General features: G+C 64.4%; 27 protein-coding genes. 13 read left to right on the forward strand and 14 right to left on the reverse strand.

Annotated elements, in window-relative coordinates; all coding sequences use genetic code 11:
* Nucleotides 1–6 precede the first annotated feature (6 nt).
* From C5689_RS03780 to C5689_RS03805, 6 genes are all read right to left on the reverse strand, one after another.
* A complete protein-coding gene (locus tag C5689_RS03780) occupies nt 7–1,008 on the reverse strand; it encodes an ABC transporter substrate-binding protein (RefSeq protein WP_108915938.1) in 1,002 nt (333 codons plus the stop codon).
* Between the two features lie 156 nt (nt 1,009–1,164).
* On the reverse strand, nt 1,165–1,506 hold the full coding sequence (locus C5689_RS03785) for a hypothetical protein (protein WP_108915939.1): 342 nt from the start codon (nt 1,504–1,506) through the stop codon (nt 1,165–1,167).
* Between the two features lie 284 nt (nt 1,507–1,790).
* Nucleotides 1,791–3,725, reverse strand: coding sequence for a threonine--tRNA ligase (gene thrS / locus C5689_RS03790; RefSeq protein ID WP_108915940.1), 1,935 nt, complete (start codon nt 3,723–3,725; stop codon nt 1,791–1,793).
* Between the two features lie 230 nt (nt 3,726–3,955).
* A complete protein-coding gene (locus tag C5689_RS03795; protein ID WP_158271742.1) occupies nt 3,956–4,132 on the reverse strand; it encodes a hypothetical protein in 177 nt (58 codons plus the stop codon).
* Between the two features lie 13 nt (nt 4,133–4,145).
* The gene (locus C5689_RS03800) at nt 4,146–4,355 is read right to left on the reverse strand and encodes a hypothetical protein (protein WP_108915942.1); all 210 of its coding nucleotides are present in this window, start codon (nt 4,353–4,355) and stop codon (nt 4,146–4,148) included.
* Nucleotides 4,356–4,533: 178 nt separating this feature from the next.
* Nucleotides 4,534–5,388 carry an NADPH-dependent oxidoreductase gene (locus tag C5689_RS03805; RefSeq protein ID WP_108916012.1) on the reverse strand — a complete coding sequence of 285 codons (855 nt, stop codon included), beginning with the start codon at nt 5,386–5,388 and terminating at the stop codon, nt 4,534–4,536.
* Between the two features lie 303 nt (nt 5,389–5,691).
* On the opposite strand from C5689_RS03805, the gene rpsU reads away from it, so the two are divergent.
* Nucleotides 5,692–5,931, forward strand: a complete 240-nt coding sequence (gene rpsU, locus C5689_RS03810) for a 30S ribosomal protein S21 (protein WP_018267543.1) — start codon at nt 5,692–5,694, stop codon at nt 5,929–5,931.
* Nucleotides 5,932–6,040: 109 nt separating this feature from the next.
* Nucleotides 6,041–6,916 carry a tetratricopeptide repeat protein gene (locus C5689_RS03815; RefSeq protein ID WP_108915943.1) on the forward strand — a complete coding sequence of 292 codons (876 nt, stop codon included), beginning with the start codon at nt 6,041–6,043 and terminating at the stop codon, nt 6,914–6,916.
* A gap of 3 nt (nt 6,917–6,919) precedes the next feature.
* Here the strand turns inward: C5689_RS03815 and C5689_RS03820 are convergent, their stop codons facing one another.
* The 3 genes from C5689_RS03820 to C5689_RS03830 all read right to left on the reverse strand — a co-directional run bounded on the left by C5689_RS03820 (nt 6,920) and on the right by C5689_RS03830 (nt 9,201).
* On the reverse strand, nt 6,920–7,759 hold the full coding sequence (locus tag C5689_RS03820; RefSeq protein WP_108915944.1) for an alpha/beta hydrolase: 840 nt from the start codon (nt 7,757–7,759) through the stop codon (nt 6,920–6,922).
* A 6-nt stretch (nt 7,760–7,765) separates the two neighbouring features.
* The gene (locus tag C5689_RS03825; protein ID WP_108915945.1) at nt 7,766–8,467 is read right to left on the reverse strand and encodes a TerC family protein; all 702 of its coding nucleotides are present in this window, start codon (nt 8,465–8,467) and stop codon (nt 7,766–7,768) included.
* Nucleotides 8,468–8,568: 101 nt separating this feature from the next.
* Nucleotides 8,569–9,201, reverse strand: coding sequence for a hypothetical protein (locus C5689_RS03830; protein WP_108915946.1), 633 nt, complete (start codon nt 9,199–9,201; stop codon nt 8,569–8,571).
* 104 nt (nt 9,202–9,305) lie between these two features.
* Here C5689_RS03830 and C5689_RS03835 point away from each other — a divergent pair, with 104 nt between their 5' ends.
* The 4 genes from C5689_RS03835 (at nt 9,306) to C5689_RS03850 (ending at nt 10,961) form a co-directional block, all read left to right on the forward strand.
* On the forward strand, nt 9,306–9,869 hold the full coding sequence (locus C5689_RS03835) for a DUF2975 domain-containing protein (protein WP_158271743.1): 564 nt from the start codon (nt 9,306–9,308) through the stop codon (nt 9,867–9,869).
* 6 nt (nt 9,870–9,875) lie between these two features.
* Nucleotides 9,876–10,100: a helix-turn-helix domain-containing protein gene (locus tag C5689_RS03840; protein ID WP_024881568.1), complete on the forward strand. Its 225-nt coding sequence runs from the start codon at nt 9,876–9,878 to the stop codon at nt 10,098–10,100.
* A gap of 64 nt (nt 10,101–10,164) precedes the next feature.
* The gene (locus C5689_RS03845) at nt 10,165–10,452 is read left to right on the forward strand and encodes a type II toxin-antitoxin system TacA family antitoxin (protein WP_108915948.1); all 288 of its coding nucleotides are present in this window, start codon (nt 10,165–10,167) and stop codon (nt 10,450–10,452) included.
* Nucleotides 10,449–10,961: a GNAT family N-acetyltransferase gene (locus C5689_RS03850; protein ID WP_108915949.1), complete on the forward strand. Its 513-nt coding sequence runs from the start codon at nt 10,449–10,451 to the stop codon at nt 10,959–10,961. Before C5689_RS03845 ends, C5689_RS03850 begins: the two co-directional genes overlap by 4 nt.
* 3 nt (nt 10,962–10,964) lie before the next feature.
* Here C5689_RS03850 and C5689_RS03855 read toward each other — a convergent pair whose 3' ends face one another.
* Nucleotides 10,965–11,720 (reverse strand): GyrI-like domain-containing protein, encoded by a 756-nt coding sequence (locus tag C5689_RS03855; protein ID WP_108915950.1) that lies wholly within the window; start codon nt 11,718–11,720, stop codon nt 10,965–10,967.
* 90 nt (nt 11,721–11,810) lie between these two features.
* Between C5689_RS03855 and dapF the strand changes: the two genes are divergently transcribed.
* From dapF to C5689_RS03870, 3 genes are all read left to right on the forward strand, one after another.
* The gene (dapF, locus tag C5689_RS03860; protein WP_167398681.1) at nt 11,811–12,677 is read left to right on the forward strand and encodes a diaminopimelate epimerase; all 867 of its coding nucleotides are present in this window, start codon (nt 11,811–11,813) and stop codon (nt 12,675–12,677) included.
* On the forward strand, nt 12,674–13,834 hold the full coding sequence (locus C5689_RS03865) for a MiaB/RimO family radical SAM methylthiotransferase (protein ID WP_108915952.1): 1,161 nt from the start codon (nt 12,674–12,676) through the stop codon (nt 13,832–13,834). The genes dapF and C5689_RS03865 overlap by 4 nt, the downstream gene beginning before the upstream one ends.
* Nucleotides 13,835–14,060: 226 nt before the next feature.
* Complete coding sequence (locus C5689_RS03870; protein ID WP_108915953.1) at nt 14,061–15,278, forward strand: RNA ligase; 1,218 nt, start codon at nt 14,061–14,063, stop codon at nt 15,276–15,278.
* 86 nt (nt 15,279–15,364) lie between these two features.
* On the opposite strand, the gene C5689_RS03875 is transcribed toward C5689_RS03870, so the two are convergent.
* From C5689_RS03875 to C5689_RS03885, 3 genes are all read right to left on the reverse strand, one after another.
* Entirely contained in the window at nt 15,365–15,880 is a 516-nt protein-coding gene (locus C5689_RS03875; protein WP_206605350.1) for a GNAT family N-acetyltransferase, read from the reverse strand.
* Nucleotides 15,868–16,176 (reverse strand): type II toxin-antitoxin system TacA family antitoxin, encoded by a 309-nt coding sequence (locus C5689_RS03880; RefSeq protein WP_108915954.1) that lies wholly within the window; start codon nt 16,174–16,176, stop codon nt 15,868–15,870. The genes C5689_RS03875 and C5689_RS03880 overlap by 13 nt, the downstream gene beginning before the upstream one ends.
* Nucleotides 16,177–16,247: 71 nt before the next feature.
* On the reverse strand, nt 16,248–17,432 hold the full coding sequence (locus C5689_RS03885) for a PQQ-dependent sugar dehydrogenase (protein ID WP_108915955.1): 1,185 nt from the start codon (nt 17,430–17,432) through the stop codon (nt 16,248–16,250).
* Nucleotides 17,433–17,560: 128 nt separating this feature from the next.
* Here C5689_RS03885 and C5689_RS03890 point away from each other — a divergent pair, with 128 nt between their 5' ends.
* The 4 genes from C5689_RS03890 to C5689_RS03905 all read left to right on the forward strand — a co-directional run bounded on the left by C5689_RS03890 (nt 17,561) and on the right by C5689_RS03905 (nt 20,130).
* Nucleotides 17,561–18,181 (forward strand): DUF2239 family protein, encoded by a 621-nt coding sequence (locus C5689_RS03890; protein ID WP_108915956.1) that lies wholly within the window; start codon nt 17,561–17,563, stop codon nt 18,179–18,181.
* A gap of 75 nt (nt 18,182–18,256) precedes the next feature.
* Entirely contained in the window at nt 18,257–18,481 is a 225-nt protein-coding gene (locus C5689_RS03895; RefSeq protein ID WP_108915957.1) for an FmdB family zinc ribbon protein, read from the forward strand.
* 198 nt (nt 18,482–18,679) lie between these two features.
* The gene (gene infC, locus C5689_RS03900; RefSeq protein ID WP_108915958.1) at nt 18,680–19,207 is read left to right on the forward strand and encodes a translation initiation factor IF-3; all 528 of its coding nucleotides are present in this window, start codon (nt 18,680–18,682) and stop codon (nt 19,205–19,207) included.
* Nucleotides 19,208–19,272: 65 nt separating this feature from the next.
* Nucleotides 19,273–20,130: a hypothetical protein gene (locus C5689_RS03905; protein WP_108915959.1), complete on the forward strand. Its 858-nt coding sequence runs from the start codon at nt 19,273–19,275 to the stop codon at nt 20,128–20,130.
* Nucleotides 20,131–20,325: 195 nt separating this feature from the next.
* On the opposite strand, the gene rpoC is transcribed toward C5689_RS03905, so the two are convergent.
* Entirely contained in the window at nt 20,326–24,516 is a 4,191-nt protein-coding gene (gene rpoC / locus C5689_RS03910) for a DNA-directed RNA polymerase subunit beta' (RefSeq protein ID WP_108915960.1), read from the reverse strand.
* Nucleotides 24,517–24,581 lie beyond the last annotated feature (65 nt).

Genomic DNA, 24,581 nt, shown 5'->3' on the forward strand with positions numbered 1-24,581 from the left:
CCGGCTTCAAGCCGCGAAAGAGAGGTCGACGACCTGTTCGGCGTCGACGTTTCGCTTCACGAGTCCCAGGCCTTGCCAAAATCTGAGCACCTTGCGGACGTCCTCGAGGTTCAAGCCGGCGGCGGGATCGTAATAGCCGAAGGTCGAGCTGATCTGCTGCCTGGTCTGGCCCGTGCGCCGAGCGACGATTTCGAGAAGCTCCTCTCGCTCGTCGCTGTCGACCGGTCGGCCTCGCTCGTCGAGCCGATTGACGGCTCGATTGCTGAAGGCCATCGCACGCCGATGCGCTCGCACGAAGCGTTCCATCCCCGCACGATTGGCGGCGATGAAATCGGGGCGGGTAAACACGCCGCTTCCTTGCGTCATGTCGACTTCGGCCGTATTTCCGATGAAGAGGCCGGAGCCCGCTCTGACCAACGGGTCCGCGACCGTCGAGGGAAGGATGGCGCCGTCCAGCTTTCCGGCGGCGACCGCAGAACCGACGTTCGGCAAAGTCTGAAGAGGGACGAGCTCGACCTGCGACAGTGGGAAGGCGAATTTCGCAGCAATCACGCCGAACTGATAATGGAACGACGATCCGATGGTCGTTATGCCCAGGCGACGTCCCCGAATGTCTGCGAAAGAGCGCAATCCGGCGTCGTAGCCGTTGCGGCTGGCCACCAGCTGATTATTGGGAAAGGCGGGATGCGGTCGACTGTCGCCGCAGACGAGTTTCAGCCCGCCTTTGGCGGCGAGGTTGAAATAAGCGGCGGTGAAGGCGGTCATGCCGACGTCGATCGAATTCGCGACGGCGGCGACGGGCAATTGGGCGGCGGCGTCGAAATATTCGACTTGGACCTTCAAGCCTTCGTCTTCGAAAAAGCCTTTATCAGATGCGACAAAAAATGGCGCCGCGCTGTTCAGGCGCATCGTTCCGAGGCGCAGCACGGGAGACTCCGACCACGCGACGCCGGGCAGGGCGAGAGCGGATGCGGCGACCGCTCGGCTGAAATATCGACGATCGATCATCACCTGTTCCCTCGCGAGTGGAACGAACTATCGCGAAGAAAATCCCCATCGCAATCTCTGTTTTATTTATGTCTTGCATAGTCGTGAATTATGGAAGTTCATTTTCTGCGCTGGTGGTGCAAGGTCGTGAGGACCGCATAATGCAGAGCTCGCGACTTACCGCTTTCGAAATTGTCCAATCTCGCCATAGCGCCAAAGCCGCCCGCACAATTGTGGGAAGGCGCGACGCTTTGGCTCGGGGACAGCATTGATGTCGAGCGCGGTGACGGCGTCATTCACAAGAATGGTGAAATTTCCTGTAACGATAAGCGGTTCAAAATGGATCGCGAAATTACGCGAGAAGGACTCTTGAAGATGGTGCGAGAGGCTCTTCCGCTCGCTGCGCACGGTCGAACCCGTCCTGCTGACGTTTCTTCGCAGGCGTACGGCGAACAAGACGATGACGCCCAGACTAACCGTCGCCGACGGGATCGACTCGCGGGACGCCCACGGCCGCATGTGCAAGTTCGCCGTTCACGATTCCGTGCCGCCGCGAGAAATATCCATTGCGCCGGTAAACCAAATTGCCTTCGATCGCCGGCTGTCGCGCAGACTGCGCCGGAAGCACCGCCGCCGGCCGCGGGCGAGACGCGATCTATCCCGGCGACACTCTGGAGCGCATCGCGCTGCGGCAATATGGCGACGCCCGCAAATGACGCGATTTGACGAAAGCCAATCCCGGCCTCGATCACGGCGTCTCGCGATCGCGCTGCCGCGACCGCGAGCGCCTGTCGCGAGCGGTATTACGCCTCCTTCACATCCGGCGGCGTCGCCTCGGCGGCGAGCGCGGCCAGCGCGTCGGCAAGGGTAGCGGAACTCTGCGCCTGCGAGCCGAGACGGCGGATGGAGACGGTGCGCTCGGCCGCCTCCTTCTTACCGACGACGAGCAGCGCCGGAACCTTGGCCAGCGAATGCTCGCGCACCTTATAGGTAATCTTCTCATTGCGCAGATCGAGATCGACCGCGAGGCCGAGCTTGCGCGCCTCCGCCGCCACCTCATAGGCGTAGTCGTCGGCGTCCTGCGTGATGGTGCACACCACGATCTGCAGCGGCGAGAGCCACAGCGGCAGATGACCCGCGTAATGCTCGATCAATATGCCGGTGAAGCGCTCCAGCGAGCCGAACATGGCGCGGTGAATCATCACCGGCGTCTTCTTCTCGCTGTCCGCGCCGATATAGAAGGCGCCGAAACGCCCCGGCAGATTGAAGTCCACCTGCGTCGTGCCGCATTGCCATTCGCGGCCGATGGCGTCGCGCAAAGTATATTCGAGCTTGGGCCCATAGAAAGCGCCCTCGCCCGGATTGACGCCGGTCTTCAAGCCCCGCGCAGCGAGCTCCTCCAGCACTTTGTGGAGCGCCGCCTCGGCCTTGGCCCAGGCTTCATCGGAGCCGACATGCTTCTCCGGCCGGGTGGAGAGCTTCACCACCACATCGTCGAAGCCGAAGTCCTTATAGATCGTCAGGATGAGGTCGTTGACCTTCAACGCCTCCTCCATGATCTGGTCCTCATTGCAGAAGATATGCGCATCGTCCTGCGTAAAGGCGCGCACGCGCATCATGCCATGCAGCGCGCCCGACGGCTCATAGCGATGCACAATGCCGAATTCGGCGATCTTCACCGGCAGGTCGCGATAGGACTTCAAGCCATTCTTGAAGATTTGCACATGTCCGGGGCAGTTCATCGGCTTCAACGCGAAGATGCGCTCGTCCTCCGTCTTGGTGAGGAACATATTTTCGCGATAGGTCTGCCAATGGCCGGAGGTCTCCCACAAAGCGCGGTCGAGCACCTGCGGCGTGTTCACCTCGCGATAGCCCGCAGCCTTCTGGCGCCGACGCATATAGGAGACGAGGCTCTGGAACAGCGCCCAGCCCTTCTCGTGCCAGAAGATCGTGCCCGGCCCTTCCTCCTGGAAATGGAAGAGGTCCATCTCACGGCCGAGGCGGCGATGGTCGCGCCGCTCCGCTTCCTCGAGCCGATGCAGATAGGCGTCGAGGTCTTCCTGTTTGGCGAAGGCGGTTCCATAGATGCGCGAGAGCATCGGGTTGTTGTGGTCGCCGCGCCAATAGGCGCCCGCCACCTTCATCAGCTTGAAGGCTGTTCCGACCTTGCCGATCGACGGCAGATGCGGGCCGCGGCACAGGTCGAGCCAATGGCCCTGGCGATAGATTTTCAGGTCCTCGCCGCCGGGAATGCTCTCGATCAGCTCGCGCTTGAAGGCCTCGCCCTTCGCCGTAAAGTAAGTCTTGGCCTGATCGCGGCTCCAGACTTCCTTGGTGATGGCGGCGTCGCGCGCGACGATCTCGCGCATCTTCTTCTCGATGGCGGGAAGATCGTCCGGCGTGAACGGCTCGGACCGATAGAAGTCGTAATAGAAGCCGTTCTCGATCACCGGGCCGATGGTGACCTGCGTGCCGGGATAGAGCTCCTGCACCGCTTCCGCCAGAAGATGCGCGCAATCGTGACGGATCAGCTCCAGCGCGCGCGGGTCTTCACGCGAGACGAACTCGATTTTGGCGTCGCGGTCGATCGTGTCGACGAGGTCGCGCAGCTCTCCATCGAGAGCCATGGCGACAGTGCGCTTGGCGAGGGAAGGGGAAATGCTCTTGGCGATATCGAGGCCGGAGACGCCGGGCTCGAATTGACGGGACGCCCCGTCGGGGAAGGTTACGGCGATCATATGCTCTCCTCATGCGCCCACTCGCCGATACAAGTCGGCGTAAGTCGCGTGTCGCCCGAATTTGGGCCGAGGCTTTGATAAGGCAAGCATGTCGCGCTTGGCAATAATGCTTCGAACGCGCGCCCGAAGCACGACCAATCTCGATGGGGCCGAACGATCTGCCGATAGGATGGCGATCGAAGGCATACGGCAGGCGACGCAAAATGCCGGGCGAGCCGTCCGCGCTGGCGTTACTGGCTCGCCGGAGTGGTGAGTCTCCCGATCCATCCGCCGAGGGCGATGAGCACGACCGACATAGCGGAGGCGACCTCGCTCGCCATATCGTAATGGAAAAACACCTTCGAAGCCCAGGTGATCAGAACAGATAGAGCTCCGCCCAGGCTGCCTCCCGTGACGACATTGGACATGTCCAGGCGCTCCTCAATTATAGGCGATCGGAGGCGCGGACGCTCTTTCGCCGAGGCGAGGCCCGATCGAGCCCACGACGACGGCCGAAATCAACGGTATGAGCGCTCCGAGCCATGCGGGCAGATCGAAGCCGAATGTGAATTTGTGGAACACTACGGCGAACATGCCGACGAGCGCTCCTAGGACCAGCCAGAACAAGTCGCGATCCACATCGTTCTGCATGATCAATTCTCCAGTGAAATTGGATTGTAACAGTAAGGACGTCGAAATCTCGCAATTGGCAGATTGCTTCAATTCTCGCTTTTGTTCAAGGCCGAGTTTCCGCAAGAGACGCTCGCCGAAACGCGTCCGCGGGGCGCAGTCGTGGAGGCGGCGGTTGCGGCCGCCGCCTCCACCCGGCTCACTTCAACGCGAATCCCAACGCCCGCAGCGCATCCTTCAGCCGGTCGCGGCCGCTGAGGCTCTCCGGGCCGCGAATGCGGGAGAGCGCCTGGCGAATCCAGCCCTGCTCGGGAAGGCCCGCCTCCTTCTGGAAATCCCGGAACTTCCCGTCATAAGTGGCGACAGCCTCGCGCTGCGCCTCGTTCCAGGCATATTGCTCGCGATGCAGAACGGCGCCTTGGCCGAGGCGCGGGCGCACGCCGCCGGCCTTGGTTGGATCGGGACGGCCGACCGCCATGCCGAAGACGGCGAAAACGCCCGGCGGCAGATCCAGCTCCTTGGCCACCTCCTCAGGCTTGTTGCGGATCCCGCCTATATAAACGCCGCCGAAGCCGAGCGATTCCAGCGCGACCAGCGCATTTTGCGCGGCGAGGCCGGCGTCGATCGCGGCGGTGAGGAACATTTCGAGATAGGGCAGCGCCGCCCCGTCGCGGCCCTGCTCCTTGCCGATATTCTCGAGCCGCGAGAGATCGGCGAGCCACAGAAGAAATAAAGGCGCGTCGCGAATATGCTGCTGATTGCCCGCGAGATCGGCGAGGCGGCTCTTGCGCGCCTCATCCTCCACGGCGACGAGGCTCCACACCTGGAGATTGGAGGAGGTGGAGGCCGATTGCGCGGCGGCGACGACGGTCGCCAGAGTTTCGGCGGGAATTTTTTCCGGCAGATAGGCGCGAATGGAGCGATGCGCGAGCAGAAGCTCGAGCGTCTCGTTCCAAACGGGCGGGGTCGGCGAATCATCGCGGCGATAGCGGGCGCGGATCGCCTCCGCGCCATCGGCCACGCTCAATTCCCCTTTGCTGATCGGCTTGTTCATGTCGTCTCCAGAAAACGCCGCATGACGCGCGCCGTAACGCGCGCTTTGCGGCATGGTGGCGAAAGCCGCCGTAAAAATCCACCCTCGCGCCGCGGGAAAACCAGAAGCGGGCGGGGCGCTCCCGGCCTATCGGTTTGTACTGATAACGGCGACGCCGCCGCTGCTGCGTGTGGACAACGCCGAGCGGTTCTGTTAATTCCCCGCGCACGGGTCAGGCGCTCCGTCAGCGCCCGACCGACTATTCTCACCCGCAGCAACGTCTCCACCCGGGGCGCGCGCCGCCTCTAGAAACAGGATCGCTTCGTGCAAGTTCTCGTCCGCGACAATAATGTCGACCAGGCTCTCAAGGCGCTGAAGAAGAAGATGCAGCGCGAAGGCATTTTCCGCGAGATGAAGCTCCGCGGCCATTATGAGAAGCCCTCCGAGAAGCGGGCCCGCGAGAAGGCCGAGGCCGTGCGCCGCGCGCGCAAGCTCGCCCGCAAGAAGCTGCAGCGCGAAGGCCTGCTGCCGGTGAAAGCGAAGCCCGCCGTCGGCGGCCGCTGAGCGCGTTAAAAGCGGGCGCACCGTCGAATTCTCGCCGAATTGCCCGGTATAGATCGTCGTCATCGCGCGTTCCGCGCTTTCAGGACTTTGTTCGAGGAGGTCGGACGGAATGGAATTGCCGCTCGGCTCGGCGGTTCGCCGGACGTCCCCCGCATCTCGCCGCCGCGCGCCTCTGCGCGCGAGCGCCGCGATGCTGACTCTACTCGCCCTCGCCGGTTGCGAGACCGCCGGCGTGCTGCGGCCGCCGGGACGCGGCTTCGCCGAGACCGACGCCGCCGACCCCAGAGCCGCCAACGCCAATATCGAATCGCTCTCCGAGGTGATTCGCCGCAATCCGAGCCCGGAGGCGTACAACACGCGCGGCGTGGCGCTGGCGAAGATCGGCCAGTTCCAGGAGGCGATCGCCGATTTTTCCCAGGCGATCAAGATCGAGCCCAATAACGCCGCCGCTTTCACCAATCGGGCCCTCGCCTTCCGCCAGATCGGCCGCAACGATCAGGCGCGGCTCGATTTCGACCGCGCCGTCGACGTCAACCCCAATCACGCGCCGGCCTATATCGGCCGCGCCAATCTGCTGCGCGCGCAGGGCAATCTCGAGCAGGCGCTCGCCGATCTCGATGCGGCGATCAAGCTCAATCCCGAGAGCGCGCAGGCGTTTCACGCGCGCGGGCTGATCCATCAGAAGCGCGGCGACAATCAGCGCGCCGTCACCGATTTCGACAACGCCATCGATCGCGATCCTTTCGCGGCGGCGCCCTATCAGGCGCGCGGCGAGAGCCTCGTCACGCTCGGCAATTACGACAAGGCGATCGAGGATTTCAACGCTGCACTCAATGTCGACAATAAGAGCGCGCCGGCCTGGGCCTGGCTCGGCCTCGCCTATGAGCGCAAAGGCAATCGCCAGAAGGCGTCCGAATCCTATCAGCGCGCTCTGGCGCTCGATCCGCAGCAGCCGATCGCGAAGCAGGGCGCCTCGCGCGGCTGAACGTCAGTCGCTCGCCTCCATGCGACGCGGAGCCGCGAGCGTCGCATCCAGCCAGCGCGCGACGCGCGGGAACACGTCCGGCAGTCCCAGCACCAAATGCTGCCCGCCGGGCGCGAGGAAGAAGGTCTTCGGCTCATTGGCGAGATCGAACAGCCGCCGCCCGAGCGCGATCGGCACCACGCCATCCTCGTCTCCATGGACGATCAGCAGCGGCATATGCACGTCGCGAATGGCGAGATCGGAGCGGAACTGATCCAGCATCAGCCAGCGCACGGGCAAAAAGCCGAAGCGCGTCTCGGCGACGTCGACGGCCGAGGAGAAAGGCGAATCGAGCGCCAAGGCCGCCGCCGCGCGCCGCGCCGCGAGCTGCGTCGCGACGCCGGACCCCAATGATTCGCCGATGATGACGAGGCGCTCCGGCTCGTAGCCGCGCGCGCGGGCCTCCGTATAGGCGGCCTCGGCGTCGCGCATGACGCCTTCTTGCGTCGGCATTCCGCTGGAGCCCGCATAGCCGCGATAGGCGATGGCGAGAAAGCCATAGCCGGCGGTAAGGAAATTGCGGAAACGCGCGGCGCGATCCACCAGCCCGCCGGCGTTTCCGTGGAAATAGAGCAACAGTGGCCGCCCCTCGCGCGGCGGCGCGTGCCAGGCGACGATCGTCTCGCCATCCGATGTCGAAAGCGTCAGTTCCTCGACGCCGGCGAGGCCCGCCTCATGCGGCGGGATATGACGCCTGTCCGGCAGATATTGCAGGCGTCGCTGAAACAGGCCGAGGCCCGCCATCGACAGAAAGTAAAGTCCGACGACGACGAGCAGCGTCCATTTCAGCAGCGCAAGGACCATCGGCGATCAGCCTTTGCTTTCGGCTCGGCGCCGCGCCTCGGCGCGCTCCTCGAGCTTCGACGCGACAAAGCCCGCGACGAGCACCAGAACGGCGCCGACGATAGAGGAGGCCAATTCGAAATGGGCCGGCGCGGTCCAGCCGAGCTTCGTCCAGACCGGATCGCCAGCGATGAGCTCGCCCGAAATCCAGCCGAGCAGGCCGGCGCCCGCCCAGACGAGAATGGGAAAGCGCGACAGCGCCTGCATCAGCAGGCCGGCGCCGAAGACGACGATCGGCACGGACACGGCGAGGCCGAAGACGATGAGCGGCATGGAGCCGCGCGCGGCGCCGGCGATGGCGATGACATTGTCGAGCGACATCACCGCATCGGCCATGACGATGGCCGCCACCGCGCCCCAGAGGTCCTCTTTCGCGTCGACGTGATGCTCGGTCTCGTCGATGAGCAGCTTGGTGGCGACGCCGAGCAGCAAGAGCCCGCCGATCGCCTTGAGCGCCGGAATGGCCATGAGCTGTATGACGACGAAGGCGAAGGCGATGCGCAGCGTCACGCCGCCGGCCGCGCCCAGAATTATGCCCCATCGCCGTTGCTGTTTCGGGAGCTTGTGACAGGCGAGAGCGATGAGAATCGCATTGTCGCCCGAAAGAAGCAGATCGATCCAGATGATTTCGAAGATTTCGAAGCCGACGGAAAGCTCGTCGCCGTTCATTGACTTGGATTTCCAACCCTGCCCGTGGGCAGCATGGCCGCGATCATATCGCGCGGAAGGGGGAGAAGGCCAGCGAGATCGGACGGCGGCGGAGCTTTGCGCTATCGCCGCGTCTTGGCCGCGACATTGGCGGGCGCGGCGGCGCAGGGCGGCATGAAGTCGGCGAGCTTTTTCTCGTCCGCGCCGGGCCGGTGCGCGTCATGGCCGATCAGCAACGGCAGCCAGCCGAGCGCATCATCCGTATGCACATAGACGTCGAAAATCACCGCCCCGGCGGGGATTTCCGCGCGGCGACAGAACAGCCCGCCGTCGAGCTCGAGCGAACCGTGGGCTTTCGCGCCGCTCTCGCGCCAGCGCATTCCTTCCTCCTGCGCGGCGCGGATAGCGGCGAGATCCCGCCTGTCGGCCTCGAAAACCACGAGCCCGCCGCTCAGCGTCGATTCGAGGCCGGCGAGAATGGGCCCGTCTTCGGCCCTCGCGCCGGAGACGAGGCGAATCGTCAGCACGCGCTTGGCCGCCTCCTCGCCCTCCCGCCAATAGGCGACGACGACCCGCGCGCTCGTCGGCGTCGGCTCCAGCCAATCGGGCGCGCGCAAGGCGACACGGAGCGGCGCGACGTCGGCCGTCGAGAGATCGAAGGAGCGCAGCTTCCACTGCGTGGAGAGCGGAACGCCGTTGCAGGCCGAAAGAAAAAGAGCAGAGGCGAGCGCGAGAGACGGGAGGCCGCGGGTCATGGATCGCTTCCTGTTGTTCGATTATATTTTCATGTTTGACATTAAAAATAATATGCGTCAAATTGTTTCTATCGCGCATGACGCGACCAAGGAGGATGCAACCCATGACCGACGCCGTCGCTTTTCAGGACCCGCGTTTTTCCGCGCTGCGGGTGCGCATCGGCTGGATCTGCCAGACGGTCCGGGCGCTCGTCATTGTCTTCGCCGGGGCCGATCTCCTCGCGATACTGACCTTCTGGGCCGATCACGGAAAGGTCGAGCGCCATTATCGCGAGCTGCTGCAGATCGATGTTTCGGGCGCTTCACAAAGCCAATATGCGACGGCGACGGCGCTGAGCCTCTTCGTCTGGGTCTTCGCCGCCGTCATCAGCTTTTGCCTGTGGCGCGTGTTCAGCCTCTATCGCGAGGGCGGCGTCTTCTCCGCGGAGGCGGCGCTCTGGCTGCGGCGAGCCGGCGTCATCGGGCTGTTCACCGTGCTGCTGGATGTCGTCATGCGCTCGGCGATCATTCTCACCATCGCATCGCATCTGCCGCCCGGACAGAATCATCACGGCTACATAAGGCTCGAGGATCTGCTGAACGTCATCTTCCTGCTGGTGCTGATCGCCATAGCGCATATCTTCAAGACCGCAGCCGACATCGCCGGCGAGCACGCGCAATTCGTGTGAGCCGACATGGCGATCGTGGTCAATCTCGACGTGATGCTCGCGCGGCGCAAAATGCGCTCGCGCGATCTCGCGCAACGCATCGGCATCGCCGAGCAGAATGTCAGCCTTTTGAAATCCGGCAAAGTGAAAGGAATTCGCTTCGATACGCTGGAGAAGATCTGCGAGGTCTTGGACTGCCAGCCGGGCGACATTCTGGAATATCGGCCGGAGGCGGAGGGAAAGGGAGGTTGATTTGTCCGGCAATCGACCGTACATAGTTGGTCGAAGATCGGAGGCGTCAAAAATCGGAGGCGTCATGGGCGCAGAAAACAACCGAACGGCGCGGCTCGAAGCGCGTCTCGCGCCCGAGGCGCTGGCCACGATCAAACGCGCCGCCGAAATCCAAGGCCGAAGCGTCAGCGATTTCGTGGTGGTCGCCGCGCAAGAAGCGGCGATTCGCACGATCGAGGAAACCCAGATCATCCGACTCTCGGTCGAAGATCAGCGCATATTCGCCGATGCGATTCTCGACCCACCCGCGCCGTCGCCCGGATTGCAGCGCGCCGCCGACGCCTATCGTCGGCTCGTCAAGGCGACGAAGTGACGGTCGAATTTCGTATCGAATCGCTGAGCTCGATCCATGACAGGGAGCGATTTTATTGCGGCGTCGAGCCGCTCGACCGCTATCTGCGCGAGCTCGCTGCACAGGATGTGAAGCGGCGCATCAGCAATTGCTTCGTCGCGCTCGACGACGTCGGCGCCATCGCGGGCTATTACACTTTCGCCGCGGCCAGCCTGCCGCTCACCGAGCTGCCGCCCGCGATCGTGAGAAAGCTGCCGCGCTACGGCGTGGTTCCCGCCGGACTGATCGGCAGGCTTGCGGTCGATGTGAAATTTCGACGGCGAGGCCTCGCCGGCGCAATGGTCATGGACGCCGTCGTGCGAGCGGCGAGGGCCGATCCCGCGATATTCGCGATCGTCGTGGAGGCGAAGGACGAAAGCGCCGAGGCCTTCTATCGAAGCCTCGGTTTTCTTGCTTTCGCGGTCAGATCATCTTCCTACTTCCTGCCGATTTCGACGGCTCTGCAGGCGCTCGCAAAAGCGAAGCGATGACCCTCACTTCAAGAACACGTAGATATCCACCTCGAGCCCATCGTCGTCACTGGTCTTCAAATCGGTGAGATATTCCTCGACGAACAGATTTTTCGTGTCGAGACCCTTCTCGTCCAGAAAGGCGGTGATCGCCTCATAGGTCGAGTCGATCTCCTCGTAAGGCCCGCGATGCTGGAATTTCAGCGCCTTGCCGGCCGGCGACGCGCCGGCCTCGACACCGTGCTCGAACTTGGCCTTGGTCTCGGGCGGGCGCGTCAGCGGCAGCATGGCCTCGAAATGAAAGCCATTGTCATCCGTCTCGGTGAAGGCGACCAGCGGACGGCCGTCCACGGTGAGGCCAGCCTTGGAGGCGGCGATGCGCAGATTGGCGACGGCCTCGGAAAGCGTCTTGAGTCCGTCCGCCCATGTGCCCTGCCCGCGCAATTTGACGACGGGACGGGCGATGATATCGATCGCCTGACCGGCGATAGCGTCGGCTTGCGCCTGCGCCTGCGCCTCCGCCTCCGCCGGCGAAGGCTCGTTGAGGTCCAGCGTCGGCTTCGGCGCGACGGGGCTGTCCGGCGCGGCGGGCGCGGGCTTTTGCGGCGTCTCCGCCGCGACCTGCGCGCTCGGCGCCAGAACGACGGCGGTGGGGGTGGGCGGGGTGGATGTCGCGCCGAAAAAGGCTCCCGCGACGACGGCGAGAACAGCCAGCCCCGCGACAAAGGGCCAAGCCCGCTTCAATCTCTGCGTGACGCCCTCACCGCTCGAATTGCTCATCGGTCTCGTCCTCTTGGAAAGCGCAGGCGCCGGCCATAGCGTCGCGATTCGATTCTCTATATACGCCTGTAACAGGAAATGAACGGCATGATGACCAGTCCGCTCGCCGGCCTCCCGATCTTTCGCATGAACGGGATCGGCAATGAAATTCTCGTTCTCGACTTGCGCCGCGCCGGCCTCGAGGTCGCGCCCGCCGAGGCGCGCGCCATCGCCCGCGCCCCCGGCCTGCGCTTCGACCAGCTCATGGTCCTGCAGACCCCGCGCCATGCTGGCGCCAACGCCTTCATGCGCATCTACAATACCGACGGCTCGCTCTCCGCCGCCTGCGGCAATGGCACGCGCTGCGTCGCCTATGTGCTCGGCCGCGCCGGCGAAGGCGAGACGCTGACGCTGGAGACCGACGCCGGCCCGGTGCGCACATGGCGCGCCGGCGAGACGCGCTTTGCCGTCGATATGGGCGCCCCGCGTCTCGGCTGGCGGGAGATCCCGCTCGCCGAGGAAGCGCCCGATACGAGAAATGTGACGCTTGCGCCGGAAATCCAGGGGGCGCCCGCCGCCTTTTCGGCGGTCAATATGGGCAATCCTCACGCGGTCTTCTTCGTCGACGACCCGCTGTCTATGGATCTCGCGACGCTCGGGCCGCAGCTCGAGCATCACAAGCTCTTTCCCGAGCGCGCCAATATCTCCTTCGCCAAGATCATCACGCAGGACGAGATTTTGCTGCGCGTATGGGAGCGCGGCACGGGCGAGACGCGGGCCTGCGGCTCGGCCGCCTGCGCGACGCTGGTGGCGGCCGCCCGAAGCGGCCTTTCGGCCCGCGAGGCGCGCGTGCGCCTGCCCGGCGGCGAGCTCGTCATCGCCTGGGGGGCGGACGATCATGTGCTGATGACCGGCGACGTCGAGCTCGAATTCGAGACGGCGCTGGAAGCGCGCTATTTCGCCGAGCCGGAATCGTGACCGCCGCGGTCGACATCGTCACCTTCGGCTGCCGTCTCAATTACGTCGATTCCGAGCGGCTGCTGCGCGAGGCGCGCGCCGGCGCGCAAAGCGAGCGCGTCATCGTCAATACTTGCGCCGTGACGGCCGAGGCGACGCGCCAGGCGCGCCAGGCGATCCGCCGCCTGAAGCGCGAGCGGCCGGCGGCCGAGATCGTGGTCGCCGGCTGCGCGGCCCGCATCGATCCGCAGAGCTTCGCCGCAATGGATGGCGTCATGCGGGTGCTGACCGAGCCGGGCGAGACGCGCGCCGACAGCGCCGCCGAAGGGCAGACTCGCGCCTTTCTCGCCGTGCAGAACGGCTGCGATCATAGCTGCACTTTCTGCATCATTCCGCTCGGCCGCGGTCCCTCGCGCTCCATCGCGCCGGGCGAGGTCGTCGCCGAGGCGCGGCGGCTGGTCGAGAGCGGCAAGCGCGAGATCGTGCTGACCGGCGTCGATCTCACCAGCTATTCCGCCGAGGGCGTTACGCTCGGCGGCCTCGCGCGCGCGCTGTTGCGGGAATTGCCGCAGCTCGAGCGGCTGCGGCTCTCCTCCATCGACTGCATAGAGGCGGACGCCGCGCTTTTCGATTGCATGGTCGCCGAACCGCGGCTCATGCCGCATCTGCATCTCTCGCTGCAATCGGGCGACGATCTCATTCTGAAGCGCATGAAGCGTCGCCATTCGCGCGCCGACGCCATTCGTTTTTGCGCCGAATTGCGCGCGGCGCGGCCGGATATCGTCTTCGGCGCCGATTTCATCACCGGCTTTCCCACCGAGACGGAAGACATGTTCGCCCACACGCTCGCTCTCGTCGAGGAGTGCGGGCTGACGCATCTGCATGTCTTCCCCTATTCGCCGCGTCCCGGAACGCCGGCGGCGCTGATGCCTCGAGTGAATGGCGCATTGGCGAGGGAGCGCGCCGCCCGCCTGCGCGCGGCCGGAGAAGCGGCGCTCATCCGTCATCTCGACGCGCAGATCGGCAAGACATTGCGCGTGCTGACGGAAAAAGGCGGCATGGCCCGCGCCGACGATTTCACGCTCATTCGCACGCCCGGCGCGGAAGCGGGGCGGATGCTGGAAATGCGCGTGACGGGGCATGACGGGAAGGCGTTGAATGGCGTCTTCATCGCCTGAGCGTCATCGCGCGGAGCAACGAAGCCTCTTGCTTTTCGCGCATGACAGGCGTATCGCGCCGCGCATGAGCGACATGCGCAATTTTGCCCGCATTCAGAAAAACGCCCCGCACTGCGGTGGCGGCGTGGGCCTGCGCGCGCTCGGCAACCTGCTTTTCACATGATTTGTTAGTCCGGTCTTCTTCAGCGTTCGGGCCGCTGCGGCGGCCGGGCGCGGAGAGTGACCCATGAAATACGCTTTTCCTCTCATTCGGCATCTCGACGATATCGACAGGCATCGCGACGCCGGCCTCATGCATGAGGCGTTCAAGCGCGGCGAACGTCACAATGGCACGATTGTCTATGACTACGCCTATATGGACAATCAGGTTTTTCCGCCAATCGGCGCGACGCAATTCGCGGCGCTGGCGCGCGAGCTGCGCGGCCTGACCTTCGACGCGAAGAACGGCGCGCTGCTGTCGCGTCCCTATCAGAAATTCTTCAACGCCGGCGAACGCGAGGAGACGCTGGCGACGAATCTGCCGCTCGCCGATCGCCATCTCGTGCTGGAAAAGCTCGACGGCTCGATGATTCATGCTTTCATCCGGCCCGATGGCGCGCTCGCCTTCGCGACGCGTTGGGGCGTGAGCGACATAGCGCGCCAGGCGCTCGCCTGGTACGAAACGCAAGATGGAGACGGCGCCGGGCGCGCCGCGCTGCGCGATCTCGTCGTCGCCGGGCTGACGCCGATTTTCGAATGGACGTCGCCGGAAAACATCGTCGTCGTCCGCCACGCCGCACCGGCTCTGACGCTGACCGGCCTGCGCGAACGCGAGACCGGCGATCATGTCGCTTACGCGCAGCTCGCCGATCATGCGCGGCGGCTGCGCGTTCCGCTCGTGCGCGCTTTCGATTCGATCGCGGATTGGGACAGTTTTTCTGCGCGCGCTTTCGCGGAGACCGAGGGCGAAGGCTATGTCGTGCGCTTCGACGACGGCCATATGCTGAAGGTGAAGAATACGCTCTATGCGCGCGTTCACAAATTCAAGGCGCATCTCGCGCAGCCCAAGGACGCGGCGGAAATCATCGTCTCCGGCGCGCTGGACGATATGCTGCCGCATCTTTCCGCAGCCGAGCGGAGCAAGATCGAAGCCTATCGCGATTGCCTGCGCGCGCGTCTCTCCGCCACGGCGAGCCGATTGGCGGAGACGATCGCGCGAGCGCGCGAGGAAATCACCACGCAGGACCCGCGCGAACGTCAGAAGCTGTTCTGGACCCTCTATGCCGCGCCGCTCGGCGCGGCATTGTCGGGAAGCGCGGTGGATGTCTGGCTGGAGCGCCGCGACGCATTCGCGGCGATCGATCTGCTGGTGCTGAAGAATACGAGCGCCAATGCGCGTTTCCAGCAGATCGTGGCGGCGCTCGATCTTCCCGAGCTCGCCTTCGGCTTCGACGGCGATCAATGAGAGAAATGAGAGACGCGCTCGCGGCCGCCTTGGCGATGCCTCTGTGATTTCGCGCCGACTTATTTCGCGCCGACTTGGGCGCGGACTCACAGAGCGCTCTCGATCGTTTCGATCGGCATAAAAAACGTCCGCTCGCCGAGCTTGCAGGGAAGAAACCCGCGCCTCGTATAGAAAGGGACCGATTCTTCATCGAGCGCGTGAACGACCACGCCTCTCACGCCGATCGTCTGCGAAGCGGACAATATTCGCTTCAGCGCATCGGCGAGCAGATCGGCCCCGAGACCCTTGCCGGCATGGCCGACATCCCGCGCCAGCCTGCCGATGATGCTCACCGGGATCGGATCGGGAAGGCCATGCTTCCTGACCTTGGAAGGAATCGCCGCACGCTCGATCGCGCCCGCGGAGATGCAGTAATAGCCGATGACCTTGTCGCCCTCGCAGGCGACATAGGTTCTCGCGCTACGCCCTTCGCTCGCGGCCGCGTGCTGCTTCAGCCATTCGTTCAGCCGAGGCTTGCCGCAGTCGAAGGTCCGAAAGTCATGCTTGGTGGGATCGAGCCGCGCGGGCGCATGAAATATCGCCCCGCGCTCTACCTCTCCCACAGAGGCTTCTTCTTCAGCAGCGCTCGCAGCTCGTCATTGGGCGGCGGCGGCCGATCCAGCGCCGCCTCGAATTCCGCGAAATCTTTTTCATCGAGCACGAACAGGCGCTGATCGAGCAATATGTCGACGGCGTGGTTTCGAGCGCTTTCCGTGATGAACTCGCTGCGCGTCTTGCCGAGGAGCGAGGCGGCGGTGTCGATCAGATTGCGCGTCGTCGTCGACATGCGCACATTCACTGTGGAGTCGTGACGCTCTCTGGCCGGCGCCGCCGGCTGTTTCGACGCCTCGGTCGGCATTCGACTCTCCTCTGACGATCAGCCTATTGAAAAGCCCGTGTGTGGATAATGTCAATACAAAAGGTCATTCGTCACGGCGCCTTATAAACGATCCGATAGACCGCCCCATTCTGGTCGTCCGTCACCAGCAGCGAGCCGTCCGGCAGCTCCGCCACATCCACGGGCCGGCCGAGATATTGCGGATCGCCATCGTTCCAGCCTTCCGCGAAAGGCTCGCTGACGCCGCGCTTTCCCTCCGGGCCGACGCGGGTGAACATCACGCGCGCGCCGACCGGCATCGTCCGGTCCCAGGAGCCGTGCTGCGCCGAGAAAATTCCGCCGCGATAATAGGGCGGGAAGGTCGAGCCGCGATAGAAGGTCATGCCGAGATCGGCGGCGTGCGGCGCCTCCTCCACCTCCGGAAAGACGACGCCCTGCGGCGGCGCATCGCGCGCATATTCATTCGTGCGCACATGGCCGCCGCCATACCAGGGAAAGCCGAAATGCAATCCCGGCCGCGTCGCGCGATTCAATTCGCCCGGCGGCGTGTCGTCGCCCATGCTATCCACCTGATTGTCGGTGAACCAGAGCGTCCCATCCGAAGGATCGAAATCCATGCCGACAGAATTGCGAATGCCGCGCGCAAAAACCTCGCGGCCGGAGCCGTCGCGATTCATGCGGATGATTCCGCCCATGCCGATTTTGTCGAAGAGCTCGAGCTTGTCGCGCGGCGTGACATTGTAGGGCTGGCCGAGCGACACATAGAGCTTGCCGTCCGGCCCGATGCGGCAGACGCGCGTCGTGTGATTGGCGCTCTGCTCGGCGGCGGGGATGAGCCCGCCCTGCGGCGCGAGGCCGCGCGCGTCTTTCCAGGCGAGCCGGCGCCAGTCTGTCTCCGCCGCGGGGAAGCTCGAAATGCGATTTTGCTCGACGACGAAGAGGCTTCCCTCCGCGTCGAAGCAGAGCCCATGCGGAATGACGAAAGGCGCGTCGGGGGCGAAAACATCGACCGAAGCGGCGCCCTCCCTGCCCGGCGTCAGCACATGAATGCGGTTCGCATCCGTGCCGACGAAAATGGCGGCGCCGCGCCGTCCGACAGCGAGCGTGCGCGCATGTGGAACCAGCGCATAAAGCGAGATGGAGAAGCCTTCCGGCATATGGATGCGGCTCAGATCCGCCTCTATTCGGCGGGTCTCGGCCTCCGGCGAGGGCTCCGCGCCGGCGTCGAGGGTCGGCGTCGAGCAGAGGCAGAGGCAAAGGGCGATCCGGCGAATCATCGGACGGTCTCCGTGGCGGTCCCAAAAGGACCCGTCGAGAAAGATAGGGCCGCGCGCCCTTGCGGCTTGCCGATTATTTATTCCGGGTATTATTGACTTGCGTAATTTTTAATGGGTATAAATAGCGCATGGAAAATGATCTCCTCTCCCGTCTGTCGCGGCCCTGCGCCGCTTTCGCCGAGGGCCGGATGCTGGCCGCGGGCCCTTTGGTGGAGGTCGCTCTCGCGGTCGAGAGCGCCGACGCCGCCGACGGCCATATTCTCACTTTCGACGATGCGACGGGCGAGATCGTCGATCTCGATCTGCGCGGCGGAAAGGCCGCGATCATCGCGCGGCTCGCCGCTTCCCCCGCCGCCAGCGGCAAGCCGCAAAGCGGAACCGCCGAGCCGGAGACGGGCGACGAGAGCGCGCGCGGACGCGGACGGCCCAGGCTCGGCGTCGTCGCGCGCGAGGTCACGCTACTGCCGCGCCATTGGGACTGGCTCGCCACCCAGCCCGGCGGCGCTTCGGCGACGCTGCGCCGGCTCGTCGACAACGCCCGGCGCGAGAGCGGGGCGGACGACCGCACGCGCGCGGCGCGCGAGGCCGCCTATCGCTTCCTTTCGAACGTCGCCGGAAATCTGCCGGGCTATGAGGAGGCGCTGCGCGCGCTCTTCGCCGGGGACGCCGCGCGCTTCGAGGCGCAAATGGCCGGGTGGCCGAAGGATGTTCGCGCCTATGCGCTGCGCCTCGCCGGCGGCGGCGCGTGAGCAGGAGCCACGGCTTGCAATGGCGCGGGCGCGAGCGCATGTATCGCGAAACCTGTTCCGGCGACGAGGATTGCGATGCCGCTCTACGCCTATAGCTGCAATTCCTGCGATAAAGAATTCGAGACCTTGGTGCGCTCGGGCGACACTCCCGCCTGTCCGGCCTGCGGAAGCGTCGAATTGACGCGCCAGCTCTCGCTGATCGCGAAGCCGGCGAGCGGCGGCGAGGCCGAGCCCGCCTGCGCCGCCCTCGGCGGCGGCGGCTGCGGAGCCTCCTGCCCCGCCTTCGCCGATTGCGGCTGAGCGCGAATTTCAGCCCCTCGCCCAGAATTGTTCGATATCGGCGGTTGACTTCGCCGAGGAGAGTGAGATTCTTTCGGCGTCGGCCATCCACCGGGTCTCCCGGGGGAAAAGACGGCTTTTGCCGCTTTCTCTCGCGAATCGGATAGGATCGGAAGACGACCGATTCATCCTGAAGGGAGAATATCCATTCGCCGTCCAATGAAGAGCACCGCGGCCCCACAGAAGGAAGGTCCGCGCATCAACCGGGAGATTCGCGCGCGCGAGGTGCAACTGATCGACTCGGAAGGCAAGAACCACGGCGTGGTTCCTCTGCTCGACGCCCTCTCTCTGGCGGAGACGGCTGCGCTCGATCTCGTCGAGATCGCGCCCAACTCCGAGCCGCCGGTCTGCAAAATTCTCGATTACGGAAAATTTCGTTTTCTCGAACAGAAAAAGGCCGCCGAGGCCCGCAAGAAGCAGAAGATCGTCGAGGTCAAGGAGATCAAGCTCCGCCCGGGCATCGACGAGCACGACTATGACGTGAAGATGAAGGCCGTGCAGCGCTTCTTCGAAGAGGGCGACAAGGTCAAGGTCACATTGCGTTTTCGCGGTCGTGAGATCGCCCACCAGGACATCGGCTATCGCCTGATGACCCGCGTGAAGGCAGAGACGGCCACCATCGCCAAGGTCGAGCTCGAGCCCTCGATGGAAGGCCGCCAGATGATCATGGTGCTGGCGCCGCGCTGACCCGCCTCGGACGGGGCCTCGATCCGCACTTGCCGAGGCCGCGTCTTTCAGTCTTTGTTGCTTTCATGTCCAGACCGTCCATCCGCGCGATTCTATCCGGCGCGGCGCTTCTATCGGCTTTCGCCGCATCGACCGGCGCGCGCGCGCAAATGGCGCTGCCGGGCGCCGTCGCGCCTGCGCCGGCCGGCGCCGTGGCGGCGCCGGCGGAGGGCTCGAAGCCCAAGCCGCGCGCCACGGTCGCGCCCGTCGCGCCCAAATTGCCGAGCGAGGAGACGATCGTCGGACACGTCCTCCACCAGGACGGCGACGCGCGCGGCTCGATCGAATTGCAGCGCCGTGGCGGCGGCGCGCTGGAAGTGGCGCGGCTCTCGCTCGTCGGCGATCGGCTGACGCGCTCCGGCGAGACCTGCCGCATCGAGGTTTCCGAGCCCCTACCGCTCACGCCGCGGGAGACGACGAGCGGGCTGCGGCGCTATGAGGTGGCGTTTCCCGCCTGCCCCTTCGGTTTCGACGCGCTGGACGGGGCGATTCTGGTCAGCTCCGACGGCAAGGCCTGCGAACTGAAACAGGCCGATTGCCGCGCCGACCCCAATGGACTCTGGGGAATGGGCGCGGATGAATTCGATCCCAAGCGCGCCGAGGAGATGCTGACGATGCGCGCCCGCATCGAGCAGACCGTGCGCAATGATTTCAAGGCGCTCTATGATCGGATCAAATCCGACAAGGCGCAGCGCAAGGAGCTGGTGCGCGAACAGGCCGGCTTTTCCGCGCGTCGCGAAGAGATCTGCCGCTCCTATGTTCAGGAGGCGGATTTCGGCTATTGCGCCCTACGCGTGACCGAGGCGCGCGCTCTCGCGCTCGGCACACAGCTGGCCATCGGCTTCAAAAAAACGGCGGAAACCGGCGGCAAGAAAAAGCGGTAGGCCTGCGAATTCTTCTCCCGCGCGCTGGAGAAGGCGGCTCGGCGAAGCCGGGTCTGATGCGGGCGCCCGCGGTTTTCGCAGATCGAACAACATCCCAGATACAGCACGAAAAAAGGCCGCCAGACGCTGGCGGCCTTTTTCATTATGCGCGGCTCCCTCTCCCCGCTGTGGAGGAAAGGGAGAATCTCTATCGCCTCACTCCGCCGCGGCGGGCGGCAGGCGCGGCGGCGTCGGGCGCGTCTCGGCTTCCGCAGCGCGCTGCGTGATGATGAGATCGTCGCGGCCGGTGGCGATGCCACGGAATTTCGCCATGGCGGCGCCGGTGCCCGCCGGGATCAGCCGGCCGACGATGACATTCTCCTTGAGGCCGACCAGCGGATCGACCTTGCCATTGACCGCCGCCTCGGTGAGCACGCGCGTGGTCTCCTGGAAGGAGGCCGCCGAGAAGAAGGAGCGCGTCTGCAGCGAGGCCTTGGTGATGCCGAGCAGAACCGGCGTGCCATGGGCCGGCTTGCCGCCCTCCTCGAGCGCCTTGGCGTTGGCTTCCTCGAGCTCGGTGAGATCGACCTGCTCGCCATCGAGGAAGCCGGTGTCGCCGGCGTCGACGATATCGACCTTCTGCAACATCTGACGCACGATCACTTCGATGTGCTTGTCGTTGATGTTGACGCCCTGCAGCCGGTAGACCTCCTGGATCTCGTTGACGAGGTAAGCCGCCAGCTCCTCCACGCCCTTGATCGCCAGAATGTCGTGCGGCGCCGGATTGCCGTCGACGATATAGTCGCCCTTCTCCACGACGTCGCCGTCCTGAAGATGGATGTGCTTGCCCTTGGGGATCAGATATTCGACCGGATCGGCGCCTTCCTCATGCGGGACGATGGAGAGGCGCTGCTTGTTCTTATAGTCGCGGCCGAATTGCACCGTGCCGGAGATTTCCGCGATGATCGCGTGATCCTTCGGACGGCGCGCCTCGAACAGCTCGGCGACGCGCGGCAGACCGCCGGTGATGTCGCGCGTCTTGGCGCTTTCGAGCGAGATACGCGCGACAATGTCGCCGGCCTTGATCTGCCCGCCCGGCTCGACCGCGATGATCGAGTCGACCGGCAGCGTGTAGCGAGCGTCGCCGCCGCGCTGCAGCTTGATGACCTTGCCGTCCGCGCCCTTGATGACGATCGCCGGCTTGAGGCTCGCCGAGCGCGTGTTGAGACGCCAATCCATGACGACGCGCTTGGTGATGCCCGTCGATTCGTCGGCCGTCTCCGACACCGACTGGCCTTCGACGAGATCCTCGAAGCCGATGGCGCCGTCCACCTCGCTGACGATGGGACGCGTATAGGGGTCCCATTCCGCGATGCGGTCGCCGCGCTTGATCTTGTCGCCTTCGTCCACCTTCAGCCGCGCGCCATATTGGATGCGGTTGACGGCGCGCTCGACGCCGTCCGGCCCGACGATCACCGCCGCGACGTTACGCGCCATGACGATGAGATCGCCATCCGAGTTGCGCGCCACATGGCGGTTGCGGATATGCACTGTGCCTTCGAAGTTGGACTCGATGAAGGACTGGTCCGCCAGCTGCGCCGCGCCGCCGATGTGGAAGGTGCGCATGGTGAGCTGCGTGCCCGGCTCGCCGATCGACTGCGCCGCGATGACGCCGACCGCCTCGCCCATATTGACGGGCGTGCCGCGGGCGAGATCGCGCCCGTAGCATTTGGCGCAGACGCCGTTCTTCGACTCGCAGGTCAGCACCGAGCGGATCTTCACCTCCTGAATGCCGGCGGCGTTGATCGGCTCGATATGCCATTCCTGAATCATCTCGCCATTGGGGACGATGATCTTGCCCTGCTGATCGCGCAGATCCTCCGCCGCCGTGCGGCCGAGAATGCGCGAGGCGAGCGAGGCGACGACCTGTCCGGCGTCGATGATCGCCCTCATGCGAATGCCCTTCTCAGTGCCGCAATCGACCGTGGTGATGATCGAATCCTGCGCCACGTCGACGAGACGACGCGTGAGATAGCCCGAGTTCGCGGTCTTCAACGCCGTGTCCGACAGGCCCTTGCGCGAGCCGTGGGTGGAGTTGAAGTATTCGAGAACGGTGAGGCCTTCTTTGAAGTTCGAGATGATCGGCGTCTCGATGATCTCGCCCGAGGGCTTGGTCATGAGGCCGCGCATCGCCGCGAGCTGCTTCATCTGGGCGGGCGAGCCGCGCGCGCCCGAGTGCGACATCATGTAGATCGAGTTGATCGGCAGATCGCGGCCATGCTCGTCCTTGCGGACGGTGGAGATGCGGATCATCATCTCCTCGGCGAGCTTCTCCGAGCACTTCATCCAGGCGTCGACGACCTTATTGTACTTCTCGCCCTGGGTGATGAGGCCGTCGTTGTACTGCTGCTCATATTCCTTGGTGGCGCTGCGCGTCTCTTCGATGATGCGCTCCTTCGTCTCCGGCACGACCATGTCGTCCTTGCCGAAGGAGATGCCCGCCTTGAACGCCTCGCGGAAGCCGAGCGCCATGATGCGATCGCAGAAGATGACCGTCTCCTTCTGACCGCAATTGCGGTAGACGGTGTCGATCATGTTGGAGATTTCCTTCTTCGTCATCAGTCTGTTGGCTGCGTCGAAGGGAATCTTGGGATTGCGCGGCAAGAGCTGGCCGAGGATCAGGCGGCCGGGCGTGGTGTCGAAGATTTTCGACACGCGCTGGCCCTTCTCGTCATAGGTCCAGGCTCGGCCTTTGATCTTGGTCTGCAGCGTGATCGACTTGGCGGCGAGCGCATGTTCGATCTCGCCCTGGTCGGCGAACATCATGCCCTGGCCCGGTTCGCCGTCGCGCTCCAGAGACAGATAATAGAGGCCGAGAACAATGTCTTGCGACGGCACGATGATCGGCTGACCATTGGCCGGATGCAGAATGTTGTTCGTCGACATCATCAGCACGCGCGCCTCGAGCTGCGCTTCCAGCGACAGCGGGACATGCACGGCCATCTGGTCGCCGTCGAAGTCGGCGTTGAAAGCGGCGCAGACGAGCGGATGCAGCTGGATCGCCTTGCCCTCGATCAGCACCGGCTCGAAGGCCTGAATGCCGAGGCGGTGCAGCGTCGGGGCGCGGTTGAGCAGCACCGGATGCTCGCGGATCACCTCGTCGAGGATATCCCAAACCTCCGGCTTCTCTTTCTCGACCAGCTTCTTGGCCTGTTTCACCGTGGCCGAATGGCCCTTGGCGTCGAGACGCGAATAGATGAACGGCTTGAACAGCTCGAGCGCCATCTTCTTGGGCAGGCCGCACTGATGGAGCTTGAGCTCCGGGCCCACGACGATGACCGAGCGGCCGGAGTAATCGACGCGCTTGCCGAGCAGATTCTGGCGGAAGCGGCCCTGCTTGCCTTTCAGCATGTCGGCGAGCGACTTCAAAGGCCTCTTATTGGCGCCTGTGATCACGCGGCCGCGACGGCCATTGTCGAACAGAGCGTCGACGGCCTCCTGCAACATGCGCTTCTCGTTGCGGATGATGATGTCCGGCGCGCGCAGCTCGATCAACCGCTTCAGACGATTGTTGCGGTTGATGACGCGGCGATAGAGATCATTGAGATCGGAGGTCGCGAAGCGGCCGCCGTCGAGCGGAACCAGCGGACGCAGGTCCGGCGGAATGACGGGAATCTCTTTCAGGATCATCCACTCCGGCTTATTGCCGGACTGGATGAAGGCCTCGATGATCTTCAAGCGCTTGGCGAGCTTCTTGGGCTTGAGCTCGGTCGTCGCCTCGGCGATCTCCGTGCGCAGGCGCGCGGCGATGCCCTCGAGGTCCATCGACTCGAGAATCTTGCGGATAGCCTCGGCGCCGATCATCGCCGTGAAGTGATCCTGCCCATATTCGTCCTGGGCGCGCAGATATTCGTCCTCGGTCAGGAGTTGACGCTCCTTCAGGGGCGTCAGGCCCGCATCGATGACGATATAGCTCTCGAAGTAGAGGATGCGCTCCAAATCCTTCAGCGTCATGTCGAGCAGAAGGCCGATGCGCGAGGGCAGCGACTTCAAGAACCAGATATGCGCGACCGGGGCGGCCAGCGAAATATGGCCCATGCGGTCGCGGCGAACGCGCGCGAGCGTGACCTCGACGCCGCATTTCTCGCAGATGACGCCCTTGTATTTCATGCGCTTGTACTTGCCGCACAAGCACTCGTAATCCTTGATCGGGCCGAAGATGCGGGCGCAGAACAGGCCGTCGCGCTCCGGCTTGAAGGTGCGGTAGTTGATCGTCTCCGGCTTTTTGATCTCGCCGAACGACCAGGAGAGGATTTTCTCCGGGCTCGCGATCGAAATCTGAATCTGATCGAACGCCTGCGGCTGAACGACCGGATTGAAGAGATTCATGACCTCTTGCTGATTCATGGTCTTCTCCTAGAGACGCAGAACGGATGAAGCGCGCTCGCCTCGCGATGTCTCTCCGCTACGTC

This window comes from Methylosinus sporium, assembly GCF_003113265.1.
Lineage (GTDB): Bacteria > Pseudomonadota > Alphaproteobacteria > Rhizobiales > Beijerinckiaceae > Methylosinus > Methylosinus sporium.

Bases quoted from the DNA above. Each gene is read 5' to 3' on its own strand.
- C5689_RS03815 (WP_108915943.1), top strand. From the start codon at position 6,041: ATGGAATTGCCGCTCGGCTCGGCGGTTCGCCGGACGTCCCCCGCATCT.
- C5689_RS03905 (WP_108915959.1), top strand. From the start codon at position 19,273: ATGTCCAGACCGTCCATCCGCGCGATTCTATCCGGCGCGGCGCTTCTA.
- C5689_RS03835 (WP_158271743.1), top strand. From the start codon at position 9,306: ATGACCGACGCCGTCGCTTTTCAGGACCCGCGTTTTTCCGCGCTGCGG.
- C5689_RS03825 (WP_108915945.1), bottom strand. From the start codon at position 8,467: ATGAACGGCGACGAGCTTTCCGTCGGCTTCGAAATCTTCGAAATCATC.
- C5689_RS03820 (WP_108915944.1), bottom strand. From the start codon at position 7,759: ATGGTCCTTGCGCTGCTGAAATGGACGCTGCTCGTCGTCGTCGGACTT.
- C5689_RS03880 (WP_108915954.1), bottom strand. From the start codon at position 16,176: ATGCCGACCGAGGCGTCGAAACAGCCGGCGGCGCCGGCCAGAGAGCGT.
- rpoC (WP_108915960.1), bottom strand. From the start codon at position 24,516: ATGAATCAGCAAGAGGTCATGAATCTCTTCAATCCGGTCGTTCAGCCG.
- C5689_RS03805 (WP_108916012.1), bottom strand. From the start codon at position 5,388: ATGAACAAGCCGATCAGCAAAGGGGAATTGAGCGTGGCCGATGGCGCG.
- C5689_RS03800 (WP_108915942.1), bottom strand. From the start codon at position 4,355: ATGCAGAACGATGTGGATCGCGACTTGTTCTGGCTGGTCCTAGGAGCG.
- C5689_RS03885 (WP_108915955.1), bottom strand. From the start codon at position 17,432: ATGATTCGCCGGATCGCCCTTTGCCTCTGCCTCTGCTCGACGCCGACC.
- C5689_RS03895 (WP_108915957.1), top strand. From the start codon at position 18,257: ATGCCGCTCTACGCCTATAGCTGCAATTCCTGCGATAAAGAATTCGAG.
- C5689_RS03870 (WP_108915953.1), top strand. From the start codon at position 14,061: ATGAAATACGCTTTTCCTCTCATTCGGCATCTCGACGATATCGACAGG.
- C5689_RS03890 (WP_108915956.1), top strand. From the start codon at position 17,561: ATGGAAAATGATCTCCTCTCCCGTCTGTCGCGGCCCTGCGCCGCTTTC.
- thrS (WP_108915940.1), bottom strand. From the start codon at position 3,725: ATGATCGCCGTAACCTTCCCCGACGGGGCGTCCCGTCAATTCGAGCCC.
- dapF (WP_167398681.1), top strand. From the start codon at position 11,811: ATGACCAGTCCGCTCGCCGGCCTCCCGATCTTTCGCATGAACGGGATC.
- C5689_RS03830 (WP_108915946.1), bottom strand. From the start codon at position 9,201: ATGACCCGCGGCCTCCCGTCTCTCGCGCTCGCCTCTGCTCTTTTTCTT.
- infC (WP_108915958.1), top strand. From the start codon at position 18,680: ATGAAGAGCACCGCGGCCCCACAGAAGGAAGGTCCGCGCATCAACCGG.
- C5689_RS03785 (WP_108915939.1), bottom strand. From the start codon at position 1,506: ATGCGGCCGTGGGCGTCCCGCGAGTCGATCCCGTCGGCGACGGTTAGT.
- C5689_RS03840 (WP_024881568.1), top strand. From the start codon at position 9,876: ATGGCGATCGTGGTCAATCTCGACGTGATGCTCGCGCGGCGCAAAATG.
- C5689_RS03845 (WP_108915948.1), top strand. From the start codon at position 10,165: ATGGGCGCAGAAAACAACCGAACGGCGCGGCTCGAAGCGCGTCTCGCG.
- C5689_RS03780 (WP_108915938.1), bottom strand. From the start codon at position 1,008: ATGATCGATCGTCGATATTTCAGCCGAGCGGTCGCCGCATCCGCTCTC.
- C5689_RS03795 (WP_158271742.1), bottom strand. From the start codon at position 4,132: ATGTCCAATGTCGTCACGGGAGGCAGCCTGGGCGGAGCTCTATCTGTT.
- C5689_RS03855 (WP_108915950.1), bottom strand. From the start codon at position 11,720: ATGAGCAATTCGAGCGGTGAGGGCGTCACGCAGAGATTGAAGCGGGCT.